This is a genomic window from Methylophaga sp. UBA1464 (genome assembly GCF_002325665.1).
GTDB lineage: Bacteria > Pseudomonadota > Gammaproteobacteria > Nitrosococcales > Methylophagaceae > Methylophaga.
Window position 1 is genome coordinate 18,282 of record NZ_DCSO01000078.1, and the last position, 7,651, is coordinate 25,932.

Here is a 7,651-nt window from a genome sequence, read left to right on the forward strand (position 1 = left end):
GTGCTTGTTGATAAGCTAAACGGGCAGTATCAAACTGATTTATTCGACGACATAAATCCGCTTTGGCGGCATAAATCAGATGATAGTGGTTAAGCTCACCTTGAGTAAGCAAATCTTCAATGATGGTTAATCCCGCTGCGGGTCCCTGGTGCATTGCAATCGCTACTGCCCGATTTAATCTGATTACCGGTGAATTGTTAAATTGCAATAGCGCGTCATAGAGCCCTACAATCTGTTGCCAGTCCGTCTGCTCAAAGGATTTGGCTTCTGCATGCACGGCGGCAATAGCTGCTTGCAGGGTAAAAAGACCAAATCGTTGGCTTGCCAAGGCCTGTATTACCAGTTCACAACCTTGCTGAATCTGCTGTTGATCCCACAGATTACGATCCTGTTCTTCCAGAGTAATCAACTCGCCGTTGGTATCCACCCGGGCATAACGCCGTGAATCCTGTAACAGCATCAATGCCAGTAATCCTGTTACTTCCGGTTCCGGTAACAACTTTTTTAATAATTTTCCAAGGCGGATAGCCTCAGTGGCTAATTCATGTTTAACCAATTGCTCGCCATTGCTGGCCGAATAGCCTTCATTAAAGATAAGGTAGATAACCTGCAAGACGGATTGCAGCCGTTCAGTTAATTGATCAGTTTCAGGAACTTCATAAGGAATTCCTGCTTCACGAATTTTGTTTTTGGCTCTAACTATTCGTTGTGCAATCGTAGTTGGTTTTTTCAGAAAGGCGTGGGCGACTTCCTCGGTGGTCATGCCACAGACCTCTCTTAATGTCAGTGCTAGTCGCGCGTCTTCGGCTAATGCCGGATGGCAACAGGTGAAGATCAGTCGTAATGGATCATCTTCAATCTGCTGTTCATCCAGCGAGGGATCTTCAGCGGCAATTACATCATTAATGGTATCAAGGGAATAATCAAAACGTGCCTGTCGGCGTATTTGATCAATGGCTTTGAAGCGAGCAGTGGATATCAGCCAGGCTCGCGGATTATCTGGAACGCCATCCAACTTCCATTTTTGCAAGGCAATCGCAAAGGCTTCATGCATGGCTTCTTCAGCCAGATCAAAATCGCCCAGTAAGCGAATTAATGTACTCAGAATCTGTCGTGATTCTGTGTGATAAATTTGATCAACTATTGGTTTCATTTGGGCATTTTAAGGCCAGTCCAATTCAACCCAGACGGTTTTTTACAGATTTAATAAAAGCCTGTTGTATTGGCATTTCTCCCTGATACAACTCTTCAATCTGATTAACTGTTTCCGAATGATCCAGGCATTGTAAAATGCAAGCTGCCACATCGGTCCGGGAAATAAATTGCTGTTGTTGATCAGCGGGACGAGTGGTAGTGATTTTACCGGTTAACGGGCCATCGGTTAATCTGCCGGGACGCAGAATAGTGTAGGGCAGATGGCTTTCGATAAGATGCTTATCGGCAAAATGTTTACAGATGTTGTAATGCTTGATGGCGGGCGTGCCGTGTTCCGGATCGCCGGCATCACGTGAGCTGATCATCACAAATTGTTTAATATCGTGTTGTTTGGCTTTATCGATAGATTTACAGGCGCCCCATAAATCCACCAGGATAGTTTTATCGGCCCCGGTTTTGCCGCCTGAACCGGCGGTAAACACCACTTTATCGCAATCAGTAAAAGTATCATCTGGCAGCTCTTCTTCAAGATCTGCGATCACCACTTCAGCGCCCATCTGTTCAAATTCAGTCGCTTGTTCTGCTTTGCGTAGCATTACTTTTACCGGCAGCTTCTGTTCGGTCATCATCTGTACCAACAGTTTACCGATCTGACCATTTGCGCCGATGACTAATGTTTTATTCATGTTCTTCTCCTGTGGCTGGAACACGGGATGACCTGAGATAACTTCGAAATACTCAGAACATGAAAACAGAGTACGGCGAGTATCAGGTAGAACTCAAGAGCGGAATCAATATGAAAATGAGGGTAGAGCGAAACCGCCATCCAAAATGGATGGCGGTAAAAGGGGGATTAAGCTTCGCGTGAAGATTGATAATTTTGCAAAAAGGCCTGTAAACCTTGCTGAACCAGATCGTAGGTTTTATCGATATTACTGGCTATGTCACCTTCAAGTACTTTCAGTCCGCCAAGAATATCGCGGGCTTCCTTGAAGCCTTGATCGATTCCACCACCAATCACTTTCACAAATGATTCCAGGGCTTCATCCAATGGCATGTCCTGACGGGTGCTGTAATAGGCATCAAAAAAGGCAGTGCTCATTTGCACGATGCGATCTGAAGTCGCTTCAGGTGAGACATCAAGGCCTGATTCATAGGCTTTTTGAATCGCGTTATCACCAAGTTCGGGTCGCAAAACATCATTAATGCCTTCAAGAGCCGTTTTGAAGAGCAATGACATTGCACCATCGCCATTGCCCTCACTGATATTAAAAGAAACCTGCAGAATGGATAAATTCAGTTGGCTGTTGGTGTCGGATACCGAAAACTTTTTTTCCTGTGCCAGAGCAGAAACCTGCTGTCCAAATGGACCATCCTGTTTGTTTACAGGATCTTTTGCCATGGAACTGACAGTCTGGCCGAATGGGGTACTATTAATGGTCATATTCTTGTCCTCTAGAAGGAGCTACCCAAATTATAGCGGACGCGATGATCAGAACTTGAGTTTATTATTTGCTTTTTTGGCCGATAAAAATCAATTCGGGCAGCAGGGATGCAGACCATTTTCATCTACCCGACCACTGATAAGTCGTTCTGGAATGATTTCAAAATAATGGTTTATTGGCTGGATAAATGCTCCGTAAGGACAGCCAATCTCATCGGCAGCCATGGCTTCCAGTATCACCTCTTTGCTGGTTTGGTCCGAATTTTTAAAGCTATCTGCTAATACCCAGAAAGGTTTGTGCCAGTCTTTTGCGGCCAGTGCCTGCAGATAAGAGCCACTTTTGTTAACAAAACACTGATCGGCAAGCCAGGTGTCACAGCCCACCAGATTGATATCAATGTCAGACATTATCTTTCCCATTTGTGCATCGGTGATAACCGAAACCGGAATCTGCCAATGATTTAGTTGTTCAGCCACCAGAAACCCTTCATTGCCCGGTGCACTGACAGTAACAACCACTCGAAAATCGGTTTGTTGCTGTTTAAGCATCTTGAATAGGGCCAATACTTGAGAGCTTCGGCTATGCGTAAGAATAGTTTGACCAGGCTGAATCAGCTGACAGGCATGCCCGACAACATGATCGCTGGCCTGAATTAATAACACGCGAATATCGGCCAGCTGTTTCAGATAATGTAGACGAAACTCGCCATTGAAGTGCAGGGTAATAACCTGAGCCAGCCAGCGTTTTAATGCGTTAGTAACAGCATGCATACTGGGGCGAATCTGGCTCAGTTCCACTACAATATTTGCCAGTTCTGCTGAAGTTTTGGTATCAGTTTGCTGAAGAAATTCATGCAGATGAGACAGGGTTTCAATAGCCAGCTCACTGGCACCGGATTGCCGATTATCTTGAAGCTGTTGTTTGAGTTGTTGATACAGCATTGTAATCAAACTTGTTTTTGAGCTTCTCGAATAGGGCTTAACGCCAGTAACCAACCCAATATCATAAAGGTCAGCATCCCCAGCAGGATAACTTCAAACTGCACGCCACCATCAATTAAAAAGCCTAAAACGGCAGGTGCCAGACCGGTTGAAAACACCATTAAGGCAGATTTCACACTGCGTACCCGGCCAAGATGTTCCCGCCCCCACAGCACAACCAACAAACTGTCAACGACGGGTGAGGACATACCGAGTGAAATACCGGCCCCAATCATTAAAATCAAAACGCCTGCATTTCCTCCCACAATAACAGCCAGAATGATGGCTAAAGCAAATGGCATCAGATAAATTCTGGCAAGCAGTGACACGCCTAACTCATCAATCCAGCGTCCGCCAAGCAAGGCTCCGGGAAAACGGGCAACGCCCATCGCTGTTAAGCCCAAAGCATAGGTTGTGGTGGTAGCGTTTAAATCCAATGTCATTTGTGCCTGAAAAATAAAAATACCGGTCAGCGTGACCGGCAAGGCCATGGTCAGAGGAATAATCAGCCAGAATCGCTTTTCCAGCAAGGGATTGGGACCCTTGATTTGGTTGCCACTACTATCACGCTTGATTTCAGGTGCCTCAGGCCAGGGCGCCATAAACAATAACACTATCCAAATGAGAAAAATAATCGCTGCTACTGCCCACCAGATTTGCTGCCAACTCAACCATCCGATTAATAAGGCGATAACCGGCGCTAAAATAATTTCACCCAAAGGCATACCCAGACTGACCAGTCCCAGAGCCCTGCCACGATTAACAGTGAATTCGCGCCCAGCCAAAGTACTACCAAAATGCGTCATCAATCCCTGACCGCATAATCTGACCAGGCCTAAACCAATGACCGCGGGGATCAGCCAAGGTGAAGTGGTCAGTAAAATAACGCCGGTAAGTAATGCGGTCAGCACTAACAATGCATAGCGCCGTGGAGCAATCCAATCCAGTTTCTGGCCGTAATGCAGTACCAGAAATCCACTGATCATGGTGAGCGCGGCATACACTGCACCAAACTCACCCGCGGATAAATTTAATGAGTTGGCAATATCAGACTGAAACAGACCAATAAAAAAGCTTTGTCCGAGATTACCGGTGAACAGTGCGATAAAACCAATGGCCAGCAAACCAAACTGGTTGCGGATCAAACTGAAATAACTGTTTGCTTGAGGTGTGGTCATAGATTCCGACGTGAAAGGTAAGTGGGCCGCAGCTTTTCCAATAGCAGAAAAGTAAATCACTAAAAATTATAAAGCAGTGAATCAGTGCGTGCGAATCCGGTTAAACCAAGTTTGCTGGCACGAGTGTTCCATTGATTTATCAATTTTATGATGGAAGGGTTCCAGGGCGAGTTTTGTATATCTTAATTAATGCAATGTAAATGCAAATCGTTTGTATTAGCAAATATCATTGTGTAAACTTTTTTAAATTTATCTAGGTGGGTTTATGAAGTCTGATACACGACGCGCTATCACATTTTCTATAGCATCACTTTGCTGTGGAATGGCAATTGCCGATACTGAACAACAATCCCAAGTAGAAGAGCAACAGCAAGAAACGTCTGACAATGTCAGTCTGGATTCACTTCATGTTTATGGGGAACCAGAAGAAACCAAATCAGCAACCAAACTTGATTTGACTGTTTTTGAAACACCTCAAATCGTATCGGTTATTTCGAATGACCAGATCCAGGATTTTGCATTACGTGATGTGAATACACTACTGAGATATGCCCCGGGCGTAACGGTTGAGCAGGTTGAAACAGGACGAACCTATTACACCGCGCGCGGTTTCGACATAGTCAATTTCCAGTACGATGGTCTTGGAGTGCCATTTTCATTTGGACTGACTCAAGGTCATGATGACACGGCAATGTATGAAAAAGTCGAAGTCATTAAGGGGGCAAGTGGTTTGATTACCGGGCTTGCTAATCCTTCAGCGACAATTAACTTTGTTCGTAAACGGCCTACTGATGAGTTTCATGCTTCTGCGAAAACATCTTATGGTTCATGGAATACACGTCGAATTGATGTGGATCTTTCGGGGCCTATAAATGAGCGAGTACGTGGTCGATTAGTCGTCGCAAAAGAAAAAGGCGACTCTTACCTGGACCGATATACGACCGATAGGGATGTATTTTATGGCATTGTTTCAGCTGATCTGACAGATACAACCGAATTGACCTTAGCTCACAGTGTAAATGATACATACAGCAAAGGTAATTCTTCAGGTGCTTTACCACTTTTTTACAGCGACGGTACGTTAACCAGTTATGACGTGTCGACTAATACCGCGCCAGATTGGGCTTATCAGGATGTGAAACAAACACGAAGTTTTGCCGAACTGGATCATGAGTTAAGTGAGAACTGGTCAGTAAAAGCTATCTATACTCAGAATAAACAAGAAAAACAGTGGGATTCATTCTATCTTTCGGGTAGCCCAGATGCCTTTACTGAAGAAGGTTTAACAGCCCATGCCAGTCATTATGATGCACAAGATAAAGAAAAAATATTCGATCTTTATCTTAGTGGTCAGTTTGAATTAGCCGGCAGGGAACATGAGCTGGTGGTCGGCATCAATAAAGCTGATATTAAACTTACAGGACGATCTATTTACTCCAGTGAATGGAATTACGCCCCGGTTGGTTCTAATTGGGCTGCAGGATACACCCCTCGACCAGCATTTGATGTTTATGATGCAGACACCCAATCAACCAATATTGATCAAGACCAAGACTCGGCCTATTTCTCAACCAGACTTAGTGCCACTGACAGGCTTTCCTTTTTACTAGGTGCCAGAACTGTCAAGATTGAACAGGATGGATACAGTTATGGTGCCCCACAAAAAGTATCGGATTCAGAGACGGTGCCTTATGCAGGTGTTACCTATGAAGTTATTGATGGAACCATGCTCTATGGTAGCTACAGTGAAGTGTTCAAAGCCCAGACATGGGTTGGCGCAGATCTATCGCCATTAGGTTCGGTGAAAGGTGAAAGTAGAGAAATTGGTATCAAACAGGAATTTAATGATGGCCGCGCCGTATTAACCTTAGCGCGTTTTGAGTCCAGACAGGAAAATTTTGGTGAATGGATTGATCGTGATGCTGCGTCGGGACTAAATATTTACCGTGGTGTTGAGATGGAGAGCAAAGGTTATGAAATTGAATTATCTGGTGAAGTGGTAGATCGATTAAACCTGAGTATGGGTTACACACACTTGGATATAGAGGATGAAAATGGTGATAAAACTCGAACCTTTATACCCACTAATCAATTCAAAGTAGCCGCAAGTTATCATGTACCTCAAGTTGTCGGACTCAATGTCGGTGGCGGGGTAAGATGGCAAAATGAAATTTACGTTGGCGATGTTGAAGTGCAGGGAAGTTATGCCTTGGTGGATATGTTTGCCCAGTACCAGCTCAATCAAAACGTTACACTTGCTATGAATTTGTATAACGTCGGCAATGAAAAATATTTTGAAAGTCCGCAATGGGGACAGGCTAATTACGGTGCAACAAGAAGTGCCATAGGCTCTGTTACCTGGACATATTAATTCTCTGGATATAAAGATTCGGGCATCATCATGATGCCCGAATAATAGTAATATAATGCATATCCAGCCGTTTAAAAATCACTTATTACCAGAAAAATGCTGCCTTAGATCCGCAGCAGATTTTGAATGATTTCGTCTTCGGTTTTACCTTGGGTACGTAGATTGTAATAGTACTGACAAAGTGCCGAGAAACTGTGCGGAGTTTGTAATGTTGGCAGCTTGGTAAACCATTCCAATCGATCTACCGCGGTTTCATTAATGCGATGTTCGAGCAACATATCTTCCAGTTGTGCTGCACGATTGGCAATCATCCGGTGACTTTCATCGAACCGGTCAGCCGCGATAACCAGTAATTCTGCGGTTCGTTCTATTTCTGCTCTTTCATCTGTTACTTCTGCACGGCTGCGTTTTACCAGCCATTCCTGCGGTGACATTTCAACTTGTCCGTCCAGCCACAGGGGGATTTTATCTTCATCAACTATCGGTGCAGTCTCCATTTCCGGAACAGCATCACTTCCTTCA

The 7,651-nt window shown here is 44.5% G+C and carries 7 protein-coding genes; 1 reads left to right on the forward strand and 6 read right to left on the reverse strand.

Annotated features, from left to right (window positions below; translation table 11 throughout):
* The 5 genes from B3O33_RS09845 to B3O33_RS09865 all read right to left on the reverse strand — a co-directional run.
* The coding region (locus B3O33_RS09845) for an RNA polymerase sigma factor (protein ID WP_292363512.1) at positions 1-1,153 on the reverse strand (1,153 nt) is incomplete at its 3' end.
* Positions 1,154-1,178: 25 nt separating this feature from the next.
* Positions 1,179-1,841, reverse strand: a complete 663-nt coding sequence (locus B3O33_RS09850) for an SDR family oxidoreductase (RefSeq protein WP_292361578.1) — start codon at positions 1,839-1,841, stop codon at positions 1,179-1,181.
* Between the two features lie 167 nt (positions 1,842-2,008).
* A complete protein-coding gene (locus B3O33_RS09855; protein WP_292361579.1) occupies positions 2,009-2,599 on the reverse strand; it encodes a DUF5610 domain-containing protein in 591 nt (196 codons plus the stop codon).
* Positions 2,600-2,689: 90 nt separating this feature from the next.
* Positions 2,690-3,541, reverse strand: coding sequence for a hypothetical protein (locus B3O33_RS09860; RefSeq protein ID WP_292361580.1), 852 nt, complete (start codon positions 3,539-3,541; stop codon positions 2,690-2,692).
* 5 nt (positions 3,542-3,546) lie between these two features.
* Entirely contained in the window at positions 3,547-4,758 is a 1,212-nt protein-coding gene (locus tag B3O33_RS09865; protein WP_292361581.1) for an MFS transporter, read from the reverse strand.
* Between the two features lie 265 nt (positions 4,759-5,023).
* Between B3O33_RS09865 and B3O33_RS09870 the strand changes: the two genes are divergently transcribed.
* The gene (locus B3O33_RS09870; RefSeq protein ID WP_292361582.1) at positions 5,024-7,129 is read left to right on the forward strand and encodes a TonB-dependent siderophore receptor; all 2,106 of its coding nucleotides are present in this window, start codon (positions 5,024-5,026) and stop codon (positions 7,127-7,129) included.
* Positions 7,130-7,233: 104 nt separating this feature from the next.
* Here B3O33_RS09870 and B3O33_RS09875 read toward each other — a convergent pair.
* On the reverse strand, positions 7,234-7,651 hold a 418-nt coding region (locus B3O33_RS09875), incomplete at its 5' end, for a hypothetical protein (protein WP_292363513.1).